Consider the following 19,676-nt stretch of genomic DNA (forward strand, 5'->3'; position numbering starts at 1 on the left):
GCGCAACCGCCCGGCGGGATCGCCGGGCGCGGTTCTCATTGCGCAAGCGGAAGCGAAGCACGGGCGCCACGGGCGCCATAACAAGAATGGTGGGCGATGACTGAACTGCTGCTCTTCAACGTCACCAACGGTCTGATCATCGGCGCGTTCTACGTGCTGATGGCGCTCGGGTTATCGCTCATTCTCAACCTGAGCAACGTCATCAACTTCGCTCACGGCGGCTTCCTCGTTGCTGGCGGCTACGTTGCCTATACGATCACGCCCTACGTCGGCTTCTGGGGCGCGCTGCTGATCGCGCCGCCGTGCATCGCGCTGATCGGCCTCGCCATCGAACGGGTGCTGATCCGGCGAGTCTATGGGCGCGACCCGCTCTACAGCCTGCTCCTAACGTTCGGCCTTGCCTTCATCTTCGAGGACGGCACCCGCTTCATCTGGGGCGCGCAAGGCAAACCGGTGACCATTCCGTCGGTGCTGTCCCAGCCTTTGAGCAACACGTTGTTCTTCATCACCGGCTATCGCCTCTTCATGGTCGCCACGGTGGCGGCGACGGTAGCGCTGCTTTTCGTCCTGCTACGCTATAGCCGACTCGGCATCCGTATCCGCGCCGGTACCCTCGACCTCGAAACCGTGGCAGCGCTCGGCATCAACGTGGGCAGGCTGCGTTCGTTCAATTTCGCCGTCGGCGCCTTTCTCGCCGGTCTGAGCGGAGTGCTCGCCGCCGGCCAGCTTGGCCTGGAGCCGACGATGGGAACCGGGCTCCTGATGCCGAGCTTCATTGCAATCATCGTCGGCGGCGTTGGCAGCCTCACGGGCACGCTGCTCGGCGGCCTGCTGATCGGCGTCGCCTCCGGCATCACGGCGGTGTTTCTGCCCGCGGCAAGCGAAGCGATCATCTACGTGCTGATGGCCGTCGTGCTGCTGCTGCGCCCCCGCGGCCTGCTCGGCGAGGAGGGCATGCTGACATGAGCGCAGCGCGACAGGCGAGGCACCGCAGACTGATCACGCTTGCGGCGATCTGGGCCGTGTTGCTGCTCGCCCCGTACTGGATGCCGCCGCTCGGAGGCTACACCGCGCTTGGCACACGGGTGCTCGTGCTGGGTCTCGCGGCGATGTCGGTGAATTTTCTGCTCGGCTTCACCGGCGTGCTGTCGTTTGGTCACGCTGCGTATTTCGGGTTGGGTGCGTATGGCGCAGGCCTCGCGCTGAAATTCGTTGCACCGAGCACGCCGTTCGCTCTTCTGTGCGGAACGCTGCTCGGCGGGATCGCCGGCGCGCTGCTCGGCGCGCTCTGCGCGAGGCGGCGCGGTGTCTATTTCGCGATGGTCACCATCGCCTTCGGACAGGTCTTCTACTACATCGCGTTCCAATGGAGTTCGTTGACAGGCGGCGACGACGGTCTGCGCGGATTTTCGCGCATGCCGCTTCACCTTGGCATCACGACCATCGACATCCTCTCGAATGCCGATGCGTTCTATTACTTCGTGCTGTTTTGCCTCGCGCTGGCGGTCGGTCTGATGGGCTTCATCCTGCGTTCCCCATTCGGGCGCACGATGATCGCAATCCGCGAAAACGAACGGCGCGCGCGCTTTCTCGGCATTCCCGCCGATCGCCATATCTGGATCGCTTTCACTCTCTCCTGCTTTTTCATGGGGTTCGCCGGTGCGCTCTATGCACTTCTGAACAACTTCGCCGACCCGCGCGGGCTGCATTTCAGCCAGTCCGGCGACTTCGTCATGATGGCGGTGATGGGCGGCATGCGCAGCCTGTGGGGACCGCTTCTCGGTGCCGCGGTATTCGTCGTGCTGCAGGACTACCTGTCGAGTATCACCGTCAACTGGATGTCGTTCGTCGGCATGCTGTTCATCGCGATCGTGCTGTTCTTCCCTCGGGGTCTACTCGGCGTTCTGCGCCGCAGGAGCGAATCATGAGCGTTCTGGAAGTCACGCACGTGAGCAAGAGCTTCGGCAGCCTCGCTGCGGTACGCGACGTCTCGCTCGCGGTCGAAGCAGGCGAGCTGCGTGCCATCATCGGACCGAACGGCGCCGGCAAGACCACTTTCTTCAATCTCATCAGCGGTTTCTTCCGGCCGACCACGGGAACGATCGTGTTCGACGGACAGGACATCACGGCCGTCCCGGCGTATCGACGCGTCGCGTGCGGCATCGCCCGCACGTTCCAGATTACCGAGATCTTTCCCGCACTCACGGTGTTCGAAAACGTGCTCATCAGCGCGGAGGTTGCGGCTGGATTCCGCTTGCGGCCGTGGGTCGGCCGCGCCGAAAGAACCCGAGTGCGCGAGTGTGTCGAAGAAGCACTGGAACTCACCGGGCTAGCGGCAAAAAGCGGCCGGCTGACCGGCGAGCTCGCGCACGGCGATCAGCGCGTTGCTGAAATCGCCATGGCGCTGGCGCTGCGCCCTCGCCTGCTGCTGCTCGACGAACCCACCGCAGGCATGGGCGGCGAGGAGACCTACGAAATTACACAACTGATTCGCCGTCTGCGCAGCGGCGGCAAATTCACGATCGTGCTGATCGAGCACGACATGCGCGTGGTGTTCCATCTTGCCGACCGGATCACGGTGCTCGACCGGGGCTCGCTGCTCGCCGAGGGCGCGCCGGCGGAAATCGCGGCGAACGAGGTCGTGCAGGTGGCGTATCTGGGTGACGTGGCATGAACATCGCGCTCACCGCCGAGGAACTTCATACCTACTACGGCAAGAGCCACATCCTCCACGGCGTGAGCCTCGCGGTCGAGGAAGGTCGGATCACGGCATTGCTTGGCCGCAACGGCGCGGGCAAGACCACGACGCTGCGGACCCTGATGGGTCTGACACCCGCACGCCGGGGGCGCGTGACAATCTTCGGCGCGGATACGACACGCTGGCCGACGTTCCGGATCGCCGCGAACGGCGTGGGCTATGTCCCCGAAGGACGAAGAATCTTCGCCAATCTCAGTGTCGAAGAAAATCTCCGTGTGCCGCTTGCGCGCAGCGGTCCCTGGACGATTGCGCGCATATACGAGCTGTTTCCACGACTTGCCGAACGCAAGGAAAGCCGCGGACGTCAGCTTTCCGGTGGCGAACAGGAGATGCTGTCGATTGCCCGCGCGCTGCTGCTCAATCCCCGGCTGCTGATTCTCGATGAACCCTCTCAGGGACTGGCTCCTCTGATCGTGCGCGAGGTGTTTCGCGTCGTGTCGCAGATGCGCGACGAAGGGATTTCGGTCCTGCTCGTCGAGCAGAACGCGCACATGGGGCTCGCGATTGCCGATCATGCTTACGTGCTCGACGATGGCGGTATCGTCTATGCTGGCCGTTCACGCGACCTGGCCGCCGATGAAAGCCGGGTTCGCGCGTTGACCGGTGCGAGTGCCGAAGGTTGAAGAGGATCGCCCGCGTTTCGACACAGCTCGGCCGCTACCCGCCTGCCCTCACCTTTTCAAGCCGCCCTGCGCGCCTCGCGCGCAGCGGCCAGCGTGCCACGCAACCCTTCGAACGAGTAGAGCGCGAGTGCTGCCCAGATTGCGCCGTAGCCGATCGCGCGCACGGACCCGAACGGCTCGCCGTAGATCAGCACGCCAGTGAGCAGCTGAAGCGTGGGCGTCACGTACTGGATCAAGCCGAGCATCGAGAGCGGGATGCGTCGCGCCGCAGCCGCGAAGAGCAGCAGCGGCACGGCCGTGATAGGTCCGGCGGCGGCCAGCAGCAGTTGCAGCCCGAGCGACGCATGCGTGAAATGGCTCGCGCCGGCCATGCCGATCACCATCAGATAGACGATCGCCACGGGAAAGAGCAGCACCGTTTCGAGTGCGAGGCCTTCGAGCGCGCCGAGCTTTGCGGTCTTGCGCAACAGGCCATAGCCGCCGAACGTCAGCGCGAGCGCGAGGCTGATCCACGGCGGCGCGCCGTTCTGCCAGGTGAGCCAGGCCACGCCGAGCGCCGCAAGCGCCACCGCGCACCATTGGAGCGAGCGCATCCGCTCATGCAGGAAGACGAAGCCGAACAGCACGTTGATCAGCGGATTGATGAAGTAGCCGAGGCTCGCCTCGACGATATGGCCCGCGTTGACGGCCCAGATGTAGATGCCCCAGTTGGCCGAAAGCAGCGCGGCACTCGCGGAGAAGCGGCCGATCAGGCGCCTGTCGCGCAGCGCGGGCCGCAGCCACGCCCAGTGGTGTCGCGCGACGAGCACCGCAAGGATGAACACGAGCGACCACGCCATCCGGTGGGCGAGCATCTCGAGCGCGGGAATCTGGTGGAGCGTCTTGAAGTAGACGGGAAAGAGCCCCCAGATGACGAAGGCGGAAAAGGCGTAGACGATGCCGGGATTCATGGTTGGTTGTAGTTGGCCGGTGCGCGTGGTCGGTGCGAAGGCGCGTCGGTGGCAAAGGTTTTCGCGCAGATTTTACCCGTGCGGTGCAGCCTCCGCTAAGCGCATCGTCGTCAAAAAGGGCCTGCTCTCGCCGTTCAGCGAGCTTTGCTTTTGCTGCCTACGATGTACATGTCGGCTTCGCAGAATGATGGAGCGACCTTGGCGGCGACAACGCGGTCCAGTTCGCCCTACGCGACGACGATCAGGGCAATCGTTTGGAGACAGCCATGCATTTCGACTACCAGCAGTTCCACATCGACGCGTCACCTCTCGATGAAGGCGGCCGCTATTACGCTCGCGCAAAGATCTACCGGCGCGCGTCGGCGAGTGGCGATGCCGTCGAGGTAAAGTATTCGGGCGACCTCGGCGATTATCCCTCCGACGTGGATGCGATGGAGGCGGCGCAGCGTTGGGCGATTCAGTGGTGCGACGCGAACTCCGCTTAGGCGTCACTGTCAGGCCCATGCTGTTCCTGGGTCCCGCTGATCCCCGGCAAAATAAGCGGCGCATAATGCAAACATCCCTTTGTCAGGACGATGGAGGTGAATGTGACAACCTTTGCTATCGACGCCGTTCGCATCAACCCGGCGAACGACAGGTTCACCCACGTGCGTTGGGCTCCCGTCGATCCGTCGACGCGTGAATGGCTGTCCCCCCCTGCGATCGTGGAGGTGGTCGAAGTCGTCGCCGCGATCCGCCGGGGAGATGTCGTTTGGTCCCTTTTTACACTTGGTGGCACACGGTATCTCGGGCCAAAAATCGTATGTGTCTCTCACACCGACGGACCCGCCGGGATCGACACGGATGTCCCGGGCGATCACGTCGAAAAATGCATCGACGATTTGCCGCACCTTTGACGGCATACCTTTGAGGCCGTCGGGCAGCCGCTAGAATTGCGGTTTTAGCCCGGAATACGTCAATGTCCTTTGCCTCGCTTGGCCTGATCGATCCCTTGCTGCTTAACGTGCAGGGCCTCAATTACCAGACTCCTACGCCGGTGCAGGCCAAGGCGATTCCTGCTGTGCTCGATGGCAAGGACGTGATGGCTGGGGCACAGACCGGCACGGGCAAAACCGCGGGCTTTGCGCTGCCGCTATTGCAACGCCTGGTGCAACGCGGCCCGGCGGTGTCCAGCAATCGCGCCCGTGTTCTGGTGCTGGTGCCCACGCGTGAACTGGCTGAACAGGTGCTGCAAAGCTTCATCGCTTACGGCAAAGGCCTCGACTTACGATTTCTGGCCGCCTACGGGGGTGTGAGCATCAACCCGCAGATGATGAAATTGCGCAAAGGCGTGGATGTGCTCGTTGCCACGCCGGGCCGTCTGCTAGATCTCAATCGCCAGAACGCAGTGCAGTTCGATCAGGTACAAACGCTGGTGCTGGATGAAGCAGATCGCATGCTGGATCTGGGTTTTGCGCGCGAACTCAACGCCGTGTTTGCCGCCTTGCCCGCTCAGCGCCAGACCCTGCTGTTCTCCGCGACGTTTACCGATGATATCCGCGCCATGGCGGCGAACATTCTGCGCGCCCCGGTCAATATCAGCGTCAGCCCGCCCAATGCCACCGCCAGCAGGATCAAGCAGTGGGTGGTGCCAGTGGATAAAAAGAACAAGCCTGACCTCTTCTTGCACCTTGTGGCTGAGAACCGTTGGCAGCACGCGCTGGTGTTCGTCAAAACCCGCAATGGCGTCGATTACCTGGCGGCGATGCTGGATGAAGCGGGCTATGCGGTCGACACCATCCACGGCGACAAACCGCAGCCCGCGCGCCTGCGTGCGCTGGAGCGCTTCAAGGCAGGCGAAGTACAAATGCTGGTAGCCACCGATGTGGCCGCTCGCGGGCTGGATATCGACGACCTGCCGCTGGTGATCAACGTTGATCTGCCGATCGTGGCGCAAGACTACGTGCACCGTATTGGCCGGACTGGCCGCGCGGGCGCCAGCGGCGTGGCGGTGTCTCTCGTGTGTGCCGATGAAGCGCCGCAATTGGCCGCGATTGAAGCGCTGATCCGGCAAACGCTGCCCCGTAAAGAAGAGCCGGGTTTCGAAGCCGAACACCGCGTGCCGCAAACCAGCGCGACGGGCCAGATCATCAAGAAGCCCAAAAAGCCCAAGACGCCCAAGGTGCCGCAAGCCGCACCGGGCGCCATGCAGCCGCTCGGCAAAAAACCGCGCCGGCAAAGTGGCGAACACCAACGCAAGCCTGCGGCGCAGCACGCTGCGGCCGTGGGCAAAGGCGCACGCTCGTCCAGCGGTAATTCATTGAGCGTGCAAAAGCCACGCAGCCAACCCGCCAGCAAGCCCGCTGCGGGTTCACGCAAGCCGGCTGGCAAGCCCGCTAGTGGCCGCGGCAAACGCCAACCCTGATCCGTTGCCGGGGCGACTGCGCGCTAAACTGGGTGCGTGCTATCGAAAAGTTCGGTGGGTCGAGCGCAAGACGATGAAATTCACCCGAATGATGATCGGCCTCGCCGTCACGTACCTGATCGTGTTAGCCGGAGTCGCCATCTTGCAGGATCGTTTGCTCTACTTCCCTCAGAAGGCCACGATCGAGGAGATCACCTCCGGCGGACTGCGCGCCTGGCCGACACCTGAGGCGTACCGGGGCCTCGTGGCGGAGCCGGACGGTTCCGCGCGCGCCACGGTCATCGTCTTTCATGGCAATGCCGGGCATGCCGGCCACCGCTCGTTCTATGCCGCAGCGCTCACCCGGCTCGGGCTGCGCGTGATTCTCGCCGAATATCCAGGCTACGGGCCGCGCACCGGTGCGTTAGGCGAAGCGAGTCTGGTCGACGATGCGCAACAAACCATCGCGCTCGCATATCGCCTCTATGGAGCGCCGCTCGTGCTGATCGGCGAATCGCTCGGGGCCGGCGTGGCGGCTGCGGCCGGCTCGCGCGAACGCGACAGGATCGCGGGCATGATGCTGATCACGCCATGGGATCGGCTCGAGCACGTCGCCGCTCATCACTTTCCGTGGCTGCCCGTGAGGTGGCTGCTGCGCGACCGATACGACAGCGTGACCCACCTGGCGTCGTTCGACCGCCCGATTCTCGTCATGGTTGCCGAACTCGACAGCATCGTCCCGGCGCGCTTCGGCGAGGCGCTTTACAACTCGCTGTCCGCACCGAGAAAACTGATGACGGTGAAGGCGGCTGACCATAACGACTGGATTGGCCACGTCGACCAAACCTGGTGGCGGGAGGCGACGGACTTCCTGCTCACGCCTTCGCATTGAAATATGAAGACGCCACCGGTCCCGTCCAGCTCGGAACGCATCTATGTTCTCGATGCGAAGAACCGGCCAGTCGAGGTGTTCGACCACGACGCGTGGTCGCGCTGGATGACGGAAAACGAACTGATCTTCCGCCGCACACTGCTGGACGACTACGGTGTGACGGTCACGACCCGCTTCCGTGGTGTGTCCAATCCGAAAGCCGCGGAGGTTTTGCTGTTCGTAACGCGCGTCGCCGGAATGCAGACGCAAGACAACAGGAGCTACGGAGCACGTACGCTCAATGAGGCGCTGGAGCAGCATGAGCGCATCGTGCAGAAAATCCTCCGGAAAATGACGGGGCGGTGAACATCAGAGCACCGTCAGATGAAGCGTGTGTCGAATGGCATCGGCGAAACGTTCGCGCTGATGCCGCCCGAGGCTCATATGAAGCTCACGCCGCCATTGACGGGAATCGTCTGGCCGGTAACGAAGCCGTTGCCGACCACCATTAGCACGACCTGGGCGACCTCGTCGACTTCACCGAGGCGTCCAACGGGAAGCCGTTCCGCGACGTTGGCGGCCTTCAGCGGCGCGGCCATTTCCGTGTCGATCGGTCCCGGGGCCACGGCGTTCACGGTGATGCCTTCGCGGGCCAGCCGCGCCGCATAACCGCGTGTCAACCCTTCGAGGCCAGCTTTCGAGGCGTTGTAGTGCACACCCACCAGCCCAGCGCCGCGGGCAGCGGCCGACGACAGGTTGACGATGCGACCCCAGCGCTGTGCGCGCATTCCGGGCAGCACCGCCTGCGTGCACAGAAACGCCGATTTCAGATTGACCGCAAGCGTTCGATCGAATTCGGCTTCCGTGAGCCTATCGATATCGACGATCGTTCCGGTGCCCGCGTTGTTGACGAGAACACCGACGACGCCAAGGCGGTTTTCCACCTCATCGATCATTGCCTTGACGTCGGACGCGACCGATACGTCGGCTTGCACCGCGATTGCACGGCCTCCCGCACTTTCGATTTGCCCGACGATCTGAGCAGCCTCGTCCCCGCGTTGCCGGTAGTTGACTGCCACCGCTGCGCCAGCCGATGCAAGCGAGAGGGAAAGGGCGCGGCCGATTCCTCGCGATCCGCCGGTCACGAGGGCGACACGATCGTGCAAATCGGGCGAATGAGCGGGCATGGAAATCCTCCTGTCCTGTGGAACTATCAAAAGGGGCTGTGCTCGCGCAACGCAGCGTGCCGCTGCGTCGCGGTTCAAGTTACAACGTCACAGCGCAAACAGCCGCCCAAGATGAGGCTCGGAGTCCCCTACGCCGGCGAGCCGCAATGCGTGCCACGCCATCGCGTAGTTGCTCGAGATCACCGGCTTGCCGATCGCGGCTTCCAGCTCCGGAATCAACCCGGCGATGCGCAAGCTCGTGCACGATACGAAAATCGCGTCCACGTCACGATTGCGCGCAAGTCGCTCGACGCCAGTTCGCAACGACAGTGCATCGATCCGCGCCACTTCGTTATCGTTCGCATGCTCGAACGACGCCATGCGCGTAATGCGGTGACCACGCGACTCGATATAGTCGCGCATGTATTCGTTGATCGAACGCACATAGGGCGTGAGCAAGGCCGTACGCTGGACGCCTAGCGCACGAAGCGCCGCCAGCGCCGCGGTGATCGGCGTGGTGCACGCGGCGTCCGCACGCGCTTCGCGAATCCGCGCGAACACCTTTTCTTCCCCGATCACCATCGACGCGGACGTGCAGCCAAACGCCACCACGTCGATACGCTCGGCCGGACGGATCAGCGCGACCGCCGGTGCGATACGGTCCTCCATTTCCGCTAGCCGTTCAGGCGTGATGTCCGCCGAGTTATACACACGGCTTTCGTAGAACGCCACGCCCTCCTGCGTCATCAAGCCCCGCCACTCATGCTCAATCGTATGATCGGTCGCGAGCACCACGAGCCCAATCGCGGCGCGACGGCAGATGCCGTCGTCCAACGTGAAATCGAGCCTCGTGTACACGTCGTCATGCTGTGCAATCGCACTCATTTCGGAGTCTTCCTGTCTTGTCGCGTTCGGCTTCGCGAGTCTCTGCCGGCACTGCCTCTTAAAGGTAGAGGATCGAAGGCGCCTTTGTGTAACGGTTTATACGCAAATACCCTATACCGTCTCAACGCACCCCGGCTCCTATCATAAAAGCAGCGCTTTTTGTGTCCGCGCTCCGGTGAAAGCCAGCCGTCACGCTGTTGACCTGGTGGGTATGAATCACTGAATCACTCGCAATCACCTCATTTCCGTCCGCTTTCCGATGTCACCGGTATGCCCGTGTGGCGGATCGTCCGATCTCTCTCACAAAAGGAGTCGCTAACATGTTTGCTCAGACGATTGGCTGGTCCGGTGCAGAGCGCGGCTCGCGGCGAACGACTGTCGCGGGCATGGCGGCCGCCGTGGCCCTGCTTGCGGGCATGGTTCCCGGTTCGGCGCTGAGCCAGGGCGCCACCATCAAGATCGGCGTGCCGGTTCCGCTGTCGGGTAGCAGTGCCAATGCCGGCACGGATATCGTCAATGGCGCGAAGCTCGCCGCCGCCAGGATCAACGCGGCCGGCGGCGTGCTCGGCAAGCAGATCGAGCTGGTGCCCGAGGACGACGCCTGTGATGCGCAGACCGCGGTGCAGGCGGCACAGAAACTCGTCGATGCTGGCGTTGTCGCGGTAGCGGGCGGCTATTGCTCCAGCGCGGCGCTGCCGGAATCGACCACCTTTCATCGTGCCGGGATTCCCTACGTGCTGGATGCGTCGACCAATCCGCAGCTGACCGAGATGGGGTACGACAACGTGTTCCGCACGATCGGCCGTGACGACCAGCAGGGTCCGTTCGCGGCAAGCTTCATGAAAGACGTGCTGCACGCGAAGCACGTGGCGGTGATCGACGACAACACGACCTATTCCAAAGGCCTCGCCCAGAACACCGTGCAAGCGCTGAAGAAGGACGGCGTCGATGTGGTGTACGCCAATTCGATTACGCCCGGTCAGATGGACTACTCACCGACGCTCACACGGGTCTCCTCGCTCAAGCCTGACGTGATCTACTACACGGGCTATTTCTCCGAAGCCGGCCTGATCGTCAAGGAGGCGCGGCAATTGGGTCTGAAAATGACCTTCATGGGCGGCGACGCCACCAATGACCCGACCCTGATGAAGACGGCCGGTCCCGCCGCCGACGGCATGATCATCACGACCGCCCCGCTCGCGCAGTTCCTGAGCGGCGCGCACGCCTACGTCGATGACTATACGAAGGCATACGGTCAAGGGCCGGGACCGTACTCGGTCTATGAATACGATGCGGTCGGGGTCACGGCGAAAGCCATCGCGGACGCGAAGTCGGCACAGCCTGCCGCGATCACCGCTGCTCTGCACAAGATCCAGAACTACCCGGGCGCGACTGGGACGATTGACTTCAATCCGAAGGGAGACCGCAGCAAAGCCGTGTACATCACCATCGTCGTGCACGACGACAAGTTCGAGCCCTACCAGAGGCAGGATGCGAGCGGACATTGGGTGGCGATGAAGTAGGCGCGCTTGCGCACCCCGCGCCGTCATGAGCGACTTCTTCCAGTTCGTGATCGAAGGGCTGACGACCGGCTCGTTCTACGCGCTGGTCGCCCTCGGCTACACGATGGTCTACGGCATCATCCGGCTGATCAACTTCGCTCATGGCGACCTGTTCATGGTCGGCGCGTTCATCGGCTGGACCGGCCTGATGGTGCTGGCGTCCGCGCATCTGCCGCTCGCCCTCGCACTGCTGATCGCTCTGGCGGCCGCCATGACGGTCACAGGCGCGCTCGGCCTGCTGATCGAGCGGCTCGCGTATCAGCCGTTGCTGCGCGCGCCGCGGCTGTCGATTCTGATCACCGCGCTGGGCGTCTCGCTGGCGCTGCAAAATGGGGTGCTGCTGATCTACGGCGCGGGCTTTCGCACCTATCCGCATGTGCTCAGCCAGGCGGGGTTCGAGCTCCACGGCGTGCAGATCACCTTCGCACAGATCGGCATCATCGTCGCAAGCCTGGCCCTGATGCTGGCGCTGTATTTCTTCGTTCATCACACGTTCCTCGGGACCGCGATGCGCGCGCTGGCCATCGATCAGGACGCCGCGCGTCTGATGGGCATCGACGTCGAACGCCTGATCCAGCTCACCTTTCTGCTGGGGTCGGTGCTGGCCGCCGTGGCGGGCGTCATGGAAGGGCTTTACTACACGCAGATCAATTTCTTCATGGGCTTCGTGCTGGGCCTGCGCGCGTTCACCGCCGCCGTCCTCGGCGGCATCGGCAACATCCCGGGCGCGATGGCGGGCGGCATCCTGATCGGCCTGCTCGAAGCCTTCGGCGCGGGCTATGTCTCTTCGCAATGGACCGACGTGTTCGTCTTCGGCGTGCTGATCGCCGTGCTCGTGATCAAGCCGACCGGGCTGTTCGGCGAACGCGTCGTCGAGAGAATGTAGCTCATGAGCGCCCGTCAAGCTTCCGCGCGCTGGGCCAGGCCTGTCGGCGCTGCGCTGCTGGCCGCCGCCGTCGCGCTGCCCGCGGTCGCCAGCAACTATGTCGTCGATGTCGGCCTGACCATCGTCACCTATTCGATCCTGGGTCTTGGGCTGAACATCGTGGTCGGTTACGCCGGATTGCTCGATCTGGGCTACGCGGCCTTCTTCGCAATCGGCGCGTACACGACGGCGTTGCTGGAAACCCTGCTGCACTTCTCGTTCTGGGAAACGCTGCCGTTCAGTCTGGCGTTCACCGCGGTATCGGGCATCGTGATCGGCTACCCCACCCTGCGCCTGCGCAGCGACTATCTGGCGATCGTTACCCTGGGGTTCGGCGAGATCACGCGTATCGTCGCCACCAATCTCGACATCACGGGTGGCCCGAACGGCATCTTCGGCATCGCGAGCCCGAGCCTGTTCGGCTTCGAGATCAGTTCGCCGCAAGCGCTCTACGAACTGGGCATGGCGTTCCTCGTGGTGGTGCTCGTGTTCGCGATCCGGCTCGGCCGGTCGCGGCTGGGCCGCGCCTGGACCAGCATCCGCGAGGACGAGGCGGCTGCCGAGGCCGTCGGCGTGCCGACGCTGCGCGTCAAGCTGCTCGCCTATGTGATGGGCGCGTTGATCGGCGGGCTGGGCGGCAGCCTGTTCGCCGCCCGCTTCGGCACCATCGATCCGACCGGCTTCACGTATCTGCAATCGGTCACGATCCTGATCGTCGTCGTGCTCGGCGGCCGCGGCAGCATTCCGGGCGTGATCCTCGGCGCCATCATCGTCGCCGGCTTGCCGGAAATACTGCGTTTTCTCAACCTGTGGCGCATCTTCGCTTTCGCGATCGGGCTCGTGGTCCTGATGCTGCTAAGGCCGCAGGGCTTGTGGCCAGCGCCGTTGCGCCGCGTCGCGCCGGCGCGCAAGGGCGCTGACGCCGATCGGGCTCCCGTGCCCAGCCACGCCGTCACCGATGAGACCCTGCTGGAGGTGCGCGACATGCAGCGCCGCTTCGGCGGCGTGCTGGCGGTCGGCGGGGTCAGCTTCACGGTGAAGAGCGGCGAGATCGTGAGCCTGATCGGTCCGAACGGCGCCGGCAAGACGACCGTGTTCAACTGCCTGACCGGCGTGATCCGCCCGACTGGCGGCCAGATCGTCTGGTGCGGAGAACGGCTTGCCGGCGGCGCGCCCCATCGCATCGTCCATCAAGGCATGGCGCGCACCTTCCAGGGCATCCGCCTGTTCGGCCACATGACAGCCTTCGAAAACGTGCTGACCGGCATGGATCATCGGCTTCGGACACCGCTCGCCGCCGAGCTTCTGGCGTTGCCGTCCGCGCGCGCCGAGGCCGCGGACCATTCCACCGAGGGCCTGCGCTGGCTCGCCTTCGTCGGTCTTGCCGGCAGGTCGGGCGAGCGCGCCGCCGATCTGCCCTACGGCGACCAACGCAGACTGGAGATCGCCCGTGCGCTCGCCAGCAGCCCTCGCCTGCTGCTGCTCGACGAGCCGGCAGCGGGCATGAACCCGACAGAAAAACGCGCACTGATGGAATTGATCCGGCGAATCCGGGATCATGGCGTGACGGTGCTGTTGATCGAGCACGACATGATGCTGGTGATGGGCGTGTCGGACCGGATCATCGTGATGGATCACGGCGTCATCATCGCCGAGGGCCCGCCCGCCGCGATCCAGGCGGACCCTCGTGTGATCGATGCCTATCTCGGCACGTCCGAAAAGGACGAGGCGAGCGACGATACCGCCGGGGAGAAATCGCTGTGGGACTCCTAGAAATCCGCGATCTGCGCGTCAGCTATGGGACTGTCGAAGTGCTGCACGGCATCTCGCTGGACGTCGCCCAGGGCGAGGTCGTCGCGTTGCTCGGCAGCAACGGCGCGGGAAAAACCACCACACTGCGGGCGATTTCCGGATTGATCCGGCCGCGCGCGGGCAACATTGCGATGGATGGCCAGCGCCTGATGGGATTGCGCGCACACCAGATCGTGGCGCTGGGCCTGGGTCATGTGCCGGAGGGGCGGCGCATTTTCGGGGCGCTGACGGTGGAGGAAAACCTGCATCTCGGCGGCTATCTGATCCGGCGCGACAGTACGGCGTTGCAACAGCGAAGGGATCAGCTGTATGCGACTTTCCCCCGGCTCGGCGAGCGCCGCAGCCAGCTGGCAGGCACGCTCAGTGGCGGCGAACAGCAGATGCTGGCGATTGCCCGAGCCCTGATGCTGCGCCCGCGTATCGTGGTGCTGGACGAACCGTCGATGGGACTCGCGCCGAAGCTGGTGCGCGCGATCTTCGGCATGGTCGCCGACATCTGCCGCGAAGGCACGTCGATACTGCTGGTCGAGCAGAACGCCCGCCAGGCGCTGCGAATCGCGCATCGGGCTTACGTGCTGGAAAGTGGGCGCATTGCGCTCGCGGGGTCCGCCCGCGAGCTGGCTCAGGACAGCCGCGTCCGCGCTGCCTATCTGGGCGGCAGTGCCATGTCGGCAGAGTAACCCGCCAACCGAGCCGCGCGAGAAGGTCCTAATACAGGCTCAGGCCTGAGTTCGAGGGAGAACGCATGATGCTGAATTACCCTGCTGCCTATCAGTCCACCAAAGGCTCGGCGCTCGACGTCGACAAGACCTTCTATCAGCGCATCGCCTCACAGCACGACACCCGCACGCTGGTCGAATCGATCGTCGTGCCGATCCGTTCGGGGCGAGCGTGGACCGTGCCGGCCGGCCACGTGTTTCGGATCGTCACGATCGAAGGCCCGCAGGTTGCCGACCTGAACATATGGAACCGGCACAACCCGCGCGAACGCATGTGGGCGTCGCGCACGCGCCAGTTGCAGCAGGCGCACGTGAGCACGTTCGACCGTCTGTGGTCGACGCTGCCATTCCTGCGTCCGATGGTGACCATCACCGATGACAGTCTCGCCGGCTACGGCGTCGACGAGCACGGCGGCCGCGTCCACGATCTGCTCGGCACGCGCTGCGATCCCTACGTGAACCGCATGCTGACCGGCGAGGATTTTCATTTCCACTGCCACTCCAACCTGACGCGCGCGATCGCCCCGTATGGCTTGACCGAGTACGACGTCCACGACGTGCTCAACGTGTTCCAGTGCACCGGCCTGAATCTCGACGACAAATACTTCATGAAGGCGTGTCCGGCAAAGAAAGGCGATTACCTCGAATTCTTCGCGGAGATCGACTTGCTGTGCGCACTGTCGACCTGTCCGGGCGGCGATCTGTCAGTGCCGATGTGGGGGCCCGACGCGCGCGATCCGCTGGAAGTGTGCCGGCCGCTCGGCATCGAGGTCTGGCAACTCGCGCCGCAGATGCTGGACGGGTGGACGCCGCCGGCTGTGGCTGCCTACAAGGGACAGCACGGAATGGTGCTGAATCAGCCGCAATGGAAGTGAGACTGCCGCAGCCCCGTTGTATCTCAGGACATTATGAAAATTATCGTGCTCGGCGGCGGGGTGGTCGGTGTGACGACCGCGTACCAGTTGCAGAAAGATGGCCATGAGGTCGTGATCGTCGAGCGGCAGCCTTTAGTCGCCGCGGAAACCAGTTGGGGTAACGCGGGCATGATCGCGCCCGGGCATTCCTTTGTCTGGTCCTCGCCCAGAGCGCCAATGATTCTGCTCAAATCGCTGGTGCTGAAAGATCAGGCGTTGCGCTTCAAGTTCTCGGCGGACCCGAGGCTTTACAGCTGGTCGTGGCATTTCCTGATGGAATGCACATCGGAGAAGGCACGCCGCAATACCCTGCTCAAGCATCGGCTTGCCGCGTATTCTCAGCGAGTACTACAGGATGTAGTCGCTGAGGAGGCCATCGAATACGATCGAAACGAGCGCGGAATTCTCTATCTCCATCGGACTCAGGAGGCGCAGGACCGCGGAATCGAACATATGAAACTGCTGGAATCCGACGGGCAAGTCATCAGGGTCCTCAGCCCCGATGAGGTGGTCGCGCTCGACCCGTCGCTGGCTTCGGCAAAAGACAGGATAGCGGGCGCCATTCACTGCCCGACCGATGAGACCGGAGACCCTGCGAAGTTCACCCGCGCCCTTGCGGAAAAGGTCGTCGCGCGTGGCGGTACGCTTCTGACGGACGCGACGATCGACGGCTTCGAAACCGCCGGGCAGGACATAGCAGGCACGAGAACGAGTCGAGGCCTTGTCAAAGGCGACGCGTATGTGCTCGCCCTCGGCCCCTATAGTCCGGTTCTCGCCCGACAGATCGGCATCGATCTTGCGATCTATCCGATCAAGGGATACTCGCTGACGATTCCGATCGATGGGCGGCCGATGCCACCCGCCGTTGCAACGGTGGACGAGCACAACCTGGTCGCAATCTCGCGCTTCGGCGATCGGCTCCGGGTCACGGCAACGGCGGAGTTTGCTGGCTACGACACGAGCCACAAGCCTTCTGATTTTGCCTTCATGAAGAGCGTGACGCAGGAACTCTACCCGGCCGGCGCCAACTACGATCGCGCCGAAATGTGGGCGGGCCTCAGGCCGATGACGCCAACGAACCTGCCGTTTTTTGGGCGCAAGAAGTACCGCAATCTTTATCTAAACACCGGCCACGGTCATATCGGCTGGACGATGTCACACGGATCGGCGCGAATCACGGCCGACCTGATCGCGGGACGAACCCCGGCGATTCCGATGGTAGGGCTGCTGTGCGACTGAGGGCGGCACCACTCGGGCCCCGCCTCAGGCCCGGCCGCCCAACCCTCGCATCCGCCGTGCGAAATGCGCGCGCTCCGCATCGTCCATCAGCGCGAGGAACTGATCCGCTTCCATATGAACCAGTTCTTCGTGATCGCCCGCCTCGAAGTAGACGTCGGGCTGGCCTGCCAGACTCGACTCCAGGTAGGTTTTCATGCCATACGCCATACAAATCGGCGGCACCGCTCCCGCATCGCAGTCCTTGAACAATTCGCGCAGTTCGACTTCCGTGGCGAGAGCAAGCCGGCGCCCGGTCTTGCTCCAGAACTCGGAGAGCTGCACGGCGTAAGTCGATGGCAGCACGGCGGCCACATAGCCGTGTTCGTCCTCGAGCAGCACGGTCTTGGCAAGGCGGTCACCCGGAATGTGCGCCGCCGCAGCCGTTTCGATACTCGAGTGGCTGTATGGATGACGCACGACTTCGTAGCGGGAACCCTTGCTGCGCAGGCACTCCTGCAAGGTTGGCGACATCGCCATGGCACACCTCCTGTCGAATATCTGAAAAGGAATGAACACTTGCGATCTTTTCAGAATAGTTCACGCACCGGCACTCCGCACGCCAAGTGGCGCAAAGGCCTAGAATGAAAGCACGGTTTGTACCTTATAAGGGGCCGGCTACGTCTCGATCGATCACGGGTTTTTCGGCGAGACTCAGCCCAAAGGAGGCGCCCAATGTCAGTGATCGCACCCGACGAGAGGGCTGATTTTCTCGCCGTCCTGCGTCGGCACCATCTCGCCGAGTCCGACTTTGTCCTTCAGGAGACCGGAGCGACCGATATCGTGGACGAGGTCTACCCGCTGAGAGGCAGTGTCACCGTCGTTCGCACGTCATCACTGCGGGAACGGGAGTACCAGACCGGGCACGGCACCGCGTGGACGGTCGAATTTGAGAAAGACGTGATCCGGGGCGTATTTGGATGAGCGCCGACAGCCGACGTTTTCCCACCGGTGCGTCTCGGTTGCGGCCCGGCGGCTTGCCTCGGGAGCTATTGCGCCCCCGTTGAATCGATGAGCTCGTCAGCCTCGCGTTCCAATGCGTCGCCTTCCGCCGAACGTTGCGTGTGGCTGAGCAGCGTGCCCAGATTCCGCAACGTGCGTGCTTGATCCTGCCGCCAGGTCAACGGATCGTCGTGGGCGAGTTTGCGGTACAAATCCAGCGCTCGGCGCCATGCGTCTTCCGCTTCGCGCGGCCTGCCGGTGCGGCTGTAGAGTACGCCCAGATTGTTCAGTATCCGTGCCTCGTCAGGCTGGTACGCAACCGGCGTATCGCGCGACAGCGCGTGGACGATCTGCAGCGCGTCCTGGTAGGTCTGCAGCGCCTTGGCCGGCTGCCGTTCGAGGCGGTACAACACGCCCAGATTGCCCAGCGTGTGCGCCACGTCGGGCTCGTAGATCGCGGGATTTTCGCGGGCGAGCTGTTGACGGATCTTCAGAGCTTGCCGGTAAGCGCGCTCAGCTTCCGGCAGCCGCTCGCTTGCGCTGTAGCAGTTCCCGAGGTTATTCAGCGTGCGCGCAAGCGCCGGACGCCAGGCGGCGGGGTTGTCATGTTCGAGTGCGCGCTGGATGCCGAGCGCTTCGAGATAGGCGAGTTCCGCGTCATGGGTGCGCTGTGTCGCACTGTAGAGGATGCCGAGGTCGTTGAGCGTCATCGCGACCGCGGGCCGGTACTTTGCCGGGTCCTGTCGGGCCAGCGCACGGTCGAGGGCGAGGGCTTCGCGCCACGCGTCTGCCGCATCCTGCAGACGCTGCGTGTCGCGGTACAACGTTGCGAGGCTATCGAAGGTGTTAGCCACTGCGGGACCGTAGGCCGAAGGGTCCACGCGCGCGAGCGCCCAGTAGACTTCGAGCGCGTGCAGCCATGCCGCTTCGGCTTCCTTCTGCTGCTGCCGCATCACATACAGACTGCCAAGCTTGCCGAGCGTCCGCGCGATCGACGGCTGCCATGCGGCGGGACGCTGTTGCGCCAGCGTCCGATAGTGGACCAGCAGCGCCCGATACACCGGCTCGGCACGCTCGGGCTCGTGCTGCACGAGCAGCGTGTCGGCGAATGCGGTGGCGATGTCCTTGTCGTCGGGTTGCAGTGCATAGGCATGCTCCAGGTACGGCAGCGCGTTCCATGGCATGAAGCGAAGCAGTTCGACGCTCGCCGCTTCGTAGTTGCGCGCGGCGCTTAGCTGGGCGGTACTGGGTGCCTCGGCCATGAGCCGCATCAGCAACGCAGAGGCGCGATCCAGATCGAGACGCCTCACGGCGGCGGCGGCCTGCTGTTCGGTGGGGGCCGTGCTGTGCGTGATCGACAACCTGCGCAGCAGCTCTTCATAGCGTGCGTTCCATTCCGAAGCCTCGGCTCTGAGGTCGATATCGGTGCGCGTCCTGATCTGCGATGCGAGGCTTTCGAGGATCGGTTCGAAGTTGGTGAGCGCGGCTTCGTTGGTGGCTTCGTCGTGATCTGTCTGCGAGAAGATCGCGTGCAGCATCGTGTTGGCCGCTGTCGCCAGGGCGGCACGTTGCTCGGCGGAGAGCCCGTCGCGCTTCGCCGCGCGGTTCAGCCGTTCGGTGACGCGTGGGAGCGCGGGCGCGGAGACAGCGCAGCGGGTCCGCATTTCGAGTCCATCCTTGACGGCGACCTCGGAGAACGACGGCACACACGCACCGGACGCCCCCGCAGCGGCGCATGCGGTGGACAGCGCGGCCATCGCGATGCCGGACAAAGTCTTGCCCGTACTCATTTCCAGTCAGGCCTACAGAATTACCGCTACAGCGTTGCGCGGCGCATCGCTTCGCCCGGAATGCCGCAATGCCGTCGCATGTATTCATTCTATCGAATACA

At 63.8% G+C, this 19,676-nt stretch carries 21 protein-coding genes; 16 read left to right on the plus strand and 5 right to left on the minus strand.

The window, feature by feature from the left end; all coding sequences use genetic code 11:
- The first annotated feature begins 96 nt into the window (after nt 1-96).
- The 4 genes from AB3X96_RS26420 to AB3X96_RS26435 are packed head-to-tail and all read left to right on the plus strand — an operon-like array spanning nt 97 to nt 3,381.
- On the plus strand, nt 97-966 hold the full coding sequence (locus AB3X96_RS26420) for a branched-chain amino acid ABC transporter permease (protein ID WP_368592026.1): 870 nt from the start codon (nt 97-99) through the stop codon (nt 964-966).
- Entirely contained in the window at nt 963-1,928 is a 966-nt protein-coding gene (locus AB3X96_RS26425; protein WP_176121989.1) for a branched-chain amino acid ABC transporter permease, read from the plus strand. The genes AB3X96_RS26420 and AB3X96_RS26425 overlap by 4 nt, the downstream gene beginning before the upstream one ends.
- Nucleotides 1,925-2,674, plus strand: coding sequence for an ABC transporter ATP-binding protein (locus AB3X96_RS26430; RefSeq protein WP_368592027.1), 750 nt, complete (start codon nt 1,925-1,927; stop codon nt 2,672-2,674). The genes AB3X96_RS26425 and AB3X96_RS26430 overlap by 4 nt, the downstream gene beginning before the upstream one ends.
- On the plus strand, nt 2,671-3,381 hold the full coding sequence (locus AB3X96_RS26435) for an ABC transporter ATP-binding protein (protein WP_368592028.1): 711 nt from the start codon (nt 2,671-2,673) through the stop codon (nt 3,379-3,381). The genes AB3X96_RS26430 and AB3X96_RS26435 overlap by 4 nt, the downstream gene beginning before the upstream one ends.
- Before the next feature lie 56 nt (nt 3,382-3,437).
- On the opposite strand, the gene rarD is transcribed toward AB3X96_RS26435, so the two are convergent.
- Nucleotides 3,438-4,331, minus strand: a complete 894-nt coding sequence (gene rarD, locus AB3X96_RS26440) for an EamA family transporter RarD (RefSeq protein WP_176378234.1) — start codon at nt 4,329-4,331, stop codon at nt 3,438-3,440.
- Nucleotides 4,332-4,597: 266 nt separating this feature from the next.
- On the opposite strand from rarD, the gene AB3X96_RS26445 reads away from it, so the two are divergent.
- The 5 genes from AB3X96_RS26445 to AB3X96_RS26465 all read left to right on the plus strand — a co-directional run bounded on the left by AB3X96_RS26445 (nt 4,598) and on the right by AB3X96_RS26465 (nt 7,951).
- Nucleotides 4,598-4,816, plus strand: coding sequence for a hypothetical protein (locus AB3X96_RS26445; RefSeq protein ID WP_368592029.1), 219 nt, complete (start codon nt 4,598-4,600; stop codon nt 4,814-4,816).
- A 102-nt stretch (nt 4,817-4,918) separates the two neighbouring features.
- Nucleotides 4,919-5,227: a hypothetical protein gene (locus AB3X96_RS26450; protein ID WP_176111222.1), complete on the plus strand. Its 309-nt coding sequence runs from the start codon at nt 4,919-4,921 to the stop codon at nt 5,225-5,227.
- A 62-nt stretch (nt 5,228-5,289) separates the two neighbouring features.
- Entirely contained in the window at nt 5,290-6,735 is a 1,446-nt protein-coding gene (locus AB3X96_RS26455; RefSeq protein ID WP_368592030.1) for a DEAD/DEAH box helicase, read from the plus strand.
- 73 nt (nt 6,736-6,808) lie between these two features.
- Nucleotides 6,809-7,606, plus strand: coding sequence for an alpha/beta hydrolase (locus tag AB3X96_RS26460; protein WP_368592057.1), 798 nt, complete (start codon nt 6,809-6,811; stop codon nt 7,604-7,606).
- A gap of 3 nt (nt 7,607-7,609) precedes the next feature.
- Nucleotides 7,610-7,951, plus strand: coding sequence for a hypothetical protein (locus AB3X96_RS26465; protein ID WP_368592031.1), 342 nt, complete (start codon nt 7,610-7,612; stop codon nt 7,949-7,951).
- Between the two features lie 74 nt (nt 7,952-8,025).
- Here AB3X96_RS26465 and AB3X96_RS26470 read toward each other — a convergent pair whose 3' ends face one another.
- The gene (locus AB3X96_RS26470; protein ID WP_368592032.1) at nt 8,026-8,772 is read right to left on the minus strand and encodes an SDR family NAD(P)-dependent oxidoreductase; all 747 of its coding nucleotides are present in this window, start codon (nt 8,770-8,772) and stop codon (nt 8,026-8,028) included.
- A gap of 87 nt (nt 8,773-8,859) precedes the next feature.
- Complete coding sequence (locus AB3X96_RS26475; protein WP_368592033.1) at nt 8,860-9,636, minus strand: aspartate/glutamate racemase family protein; 777 nt, start codon at nt 9,634-9,636, stop codon at nt 8,860-8,862.
- Nucleotides 9,637-9,956: 320 nt separating this feature from the next.
- Between AB3X96_RS26475 and AB3X96_RS26480 the strand changes: the two genes are divergently transcribed.
- The 6 genes from AB3X96_RS26480 (at nt 9,957) to AB3X96_RS26505 (ending at nt 16,807) form a co-directional block, all read left to right on the plus strand.
- Nucleotides 9,957-11,159: a branched-chain amino acid ABC transporter substrate-binding protein gene (locus AB3X96_RS26480; RefSeq protein WP_368592034.1), complete on the plus strand. Its 1,203-nt coding sequence runs from the start codon at nt 9,957-9,959 to the stop codon at nt 11,157-11,159.
- A gap of 25 nt (nt 11,160-11,184) precedes the next feature.
- Nucleotides 11,185-12,084 (plus strand): branched-chain amino acid ABC transporter permease, encoded by a 900-nt coding sequence (locus AB3X96_RS26485; RefSeq protein ID WP_176111229.1) that lies wholly within the window; start codon nt 11,185-11,187, stop codon nt 12,082-12,084.
- A 3-nt stretch (nt 12,085-12,087) separates the two neighbouring features.
- Complete coding sequence (locus tag AB3X96_RS26490) at nt 12,088-13,896, plus strand: ATP-binding cassette domain-containing protein (RefSeq protein WP_368592035.1); 1,809 nt, start codon at nt 12,088-12,090, stop codon at nt 13,894-13,896.
- Nucleotides 13,884-14,615 (plus strand): ABC transporter ATP-binding protein, encoded by a 732-nt coding sequence (locus AB3X96_RS26495; protein ID WP_176111231.1) that lies wholly within the window; start codon nt 13,884-13,886, stop codon nt 14,613-14,615. Before AB3X96_RS26490 ends, AB3X96_RS26495 begins: the two co-directional genes overlap by 13 nt.
- A 68-nt stretch (nt 14,616-14,683) precedes the next feature.
- Nucleotides 14,684-15,529 carry a DUF1989 domain-containing protein gene (locus AB3X96_RS26500; RefSeq protein ID WP_176366625.1) on the plus strand — a complete coding sequence of 282 codons (846 nt, stop codon included), beginning with the start codon at nt 14,684-14,686 and terminating at the stop codon, nt 15,527-15,529.
- 33 nt (nt 15,530-15,562) lie between these two features.
- Nucleotides 15,563-16,807 carry a D-amino acid dehydrogenase gene (locus AB3X96_RS26505; RefSeq protein WP_368592036.1) on the plus strand — a complete coding sequence of 415 codons (1,245 nt, stop codon included), beginning with the start codon at nt 15,563-15,565 and terminating at the stop codon, nt 16,805-16,807.
- Nucleotides 16,808-16,831: 24 nt separating this feature from the next.
- Here AB3X96_RS26505 and AB3X96_RS26510 read toward each other — a convergent pair whose 3' ends face one another.
- Nucleotides 16,832-17,323, minus strand: a complete 492-nt coding sequence (locus AB3X96_RS26510; protein ID WP_176111233.1) for an aminoacyl-tRNA deacylase — start codon at nt 17,321-17,323, stop codon at nt 16,832-16,834.
- Nucleotides 17,324-17,518: 195 nt separating this feature from the next.
- Between AB3X96_RS26510 and AB3X96_RS26515 the strand changes: the two genes are divergently transcribed.
- On the plus strand, nt 17,519-17,767 hold the full coding sequence (locus AB3X96_RS26515; RefSeq protein WP_018436237.1) for a hypothetical protein: 249 nt from the start codon (nt 17,519-17,521) through the stop codon (nt 17,765-17,767).
- Between the two features lie 65 nt (nt 17,768-17,832).
- Here AB3X96_RS26515 and AB3X96_RS26520 read toward each other — a convergent pair whose 3' ends face one another.
- Nucleotides 17,833-19,575, minus strand: a complete 1,743-nt coding sequence (locus tag AB3X96_RS26520; RefSeq protein ID WP_368592037.1) for a tetratricopeptide repeat protein — start codon at nt 19,573-19,575, stop codon at nt 17,833-17,835.
- Nucleotides 19,576-19,676: the final 101 nt, after the last annotated feature.

It is taken from the genome of Paraburkholderia sp. BR13439 (genome assembly GCF_040948805.1).
GTDB lineage: Bacteria > Pseudomonadota > Gammaproteobacteria > Burkholderiales > Burkholderiaceae > Paraburkholderia > Paraburkholderia youngii.